The sequence below is a fragment of the Gelidibacter sp. genome, from assembly GCF_035577925.1.
Lineage (GTDB): Bacteria > Bacteroidota > Bacteroidia > Flavobacteriales > Flavobacteriaceae > Gelidibacter.
Map to the genome: position 1 here is coordinate 1 of NZ_DATJCY010000126.1, position 1974 is coordinate 1974.

The window sequence follows — 1974 nt, forward strand, 5'->3', positions numbered from 1 at the left end:
CGTTGGCAATTTTTAATAGAAACTTTTCTTATTACCGTTTTGGCTGCTCTTTTAGCACTGCTTTTATTGCCTTTATTTTTGGAAGTATTCAAAGATTTTGTTCCTGGAGAGTTGGGCGATTATAAGGCGTATAGCTCTCAGATATTGTTGTTTTTAGCAATATTTATTCCAATTGTTACACTTTTGGCAGGTTTTTATCCAGCGTGGGTATTAACAGGATATGCGCCAATTTCGATAATGAAAAACCAATTACATCAAAACACACATCTTTCCAGAACTTCGGTTTTACGTCAAGGATTAACTGTTTTTCAGTTTGTAATTGCTAGTGTTTTCCTTATTTGTGTTTGGGTAGTGATTCAGCAAACTCACTTTGTTTTAAACAGAGATATAGGAGTTAGAAAAGATGCTATAGTTCATTTTTATATTCCAGGATATTATAAAAATCCAGAAAAAACGAAAGTTTTAAAAAATCAAATCGCAAGTTTTCCCGAGATCGAAGCAGTTAGCTTAAGTTCATTGCCACCGCTTACGGAGGGCTATAATAAAGTACAAGTCAGATTGGATAATCCAAGACAAAAAGATTTGGAAATAGTTGATTTTGATTATCGAGAAGGTGATTTAGAATATGCTGTGGTGTATCAATTTCAATTGGTATCAGGAAGGAATATTCGGGAGTTGGATTCTATTCAAGAAGTTTGGATTAGCGAAAAAGCAGTAGAATATTTAGGTTTTGAAAACCCAGAAGAGGTGCTCGGTCAAACCTTTAATAATGGGAGGAGAACCATTGTAGGAGTCTTGAAAAATTTTGATATTTCTTCGGCACACGAGAGTCTGCGTCCTTTTATGTATGTCGGGTCGGATAAAGGATTTATGCTACATTTAGCACTAGATAAAAAACACCCCGAAACTTGGAGCAAGGCATTAGACAAGGTATCGAATGCTTTTTCTGAGATATTTCCCAATGCCACTTTTGATTATTCTTTTTATGATAAAGAAATAGAAAAGCTCTATAATACTGAGCGTCAACTTTCCAAATTACTCCAATGGGCAATGGGTTTCTCAATCCTTATTGCAGGAATGGGATTGTTTGGCTTGGCGGTTTTTACCACAAACCAACGTCGTAAAGAAATCGGGATCCGAAAAACCTTAGGTGCATCTACAGGACAGATAATTTACATGCTTCTTAAAAATCTTTCAAAATTGGTTCTTATGGCGTGTGTAATTGCTTTTCCAATTGCGTGGTATTTTATGAATAAATGGCTACAGAATTTTGTCTATAGAATAGAAATAAGTCCGGTTGTCTTTTTGGCTTCAACCTTTGTTTTACTATTGATAGCCACATTGGTATTGTTTTCACGTGGTTGGTATATCGCAAGTGCAAACCCAGTGAATTCACTTAGAGATGAATAATTATAAATTAAAACTACAACTAAAAATAATTCGGTTATGAAAAAAACAATGCTATGTATTTTGCTGATCGCGGTTGCGTTCACAACATCTGTTGCGCAGAAAAACAATATTTCTATTTCCAATAATAATGGTGAAATAAGGATTTCTGTACAAGACAGTAAACAAAAACTTGATTTGAAACTTAAAGGTGAAATCACGTTTACAGATGATGAAAAGGGAATTCAAAGTTTATCAAATGATGGAACGGTTTCATTTAAAAAAGATGGTGATAAACTAAAAATTACCCAAGAAACCAACGGAACTCTTTTATATGTCATTAATGGTAAAAAGAAGTTGGTTCTTGATGAAAAAGATAAAGCACTTGTTGCTCAATGTGTGCAGACAATGATTGCTATTGGTGTTAATGGAAAGGAACGCGCGCAGAAAATTTACGAAACGACAGGGTTTGAAAGTGTATTAAAAGAAGTGAATCGTTTTGAAAGTGATTATGTTAAACATACTTATCTCAATGTTTTGGGTTCTAGTGATTCACTTAGTGAAAGTGAAATGCTTTCTTTTCTGGAA

2 protein-coding genes are annotated in these 1974 nt (G+C 34.2%); both read left to right on the forward strand.

The window, feature by feature from the left end:
* Window positions 1-1410 (forward strand): ABC transporter permease (locus tag VNJ50_RS04330; protein ID WP_325579402.1); only part of this gene is annotated, 1410 nt, incomplete at its 5' end.
* Window positions 1411-1446: 36 nt separating this feature from the next.
* A partial coding sequence (locus VNJ50_RS04335) for a hypothetical protein (protein WP_325579403.1) occupies window positions 1447-1974 on the forward strand: 528 nt, incomplete at its 3' end.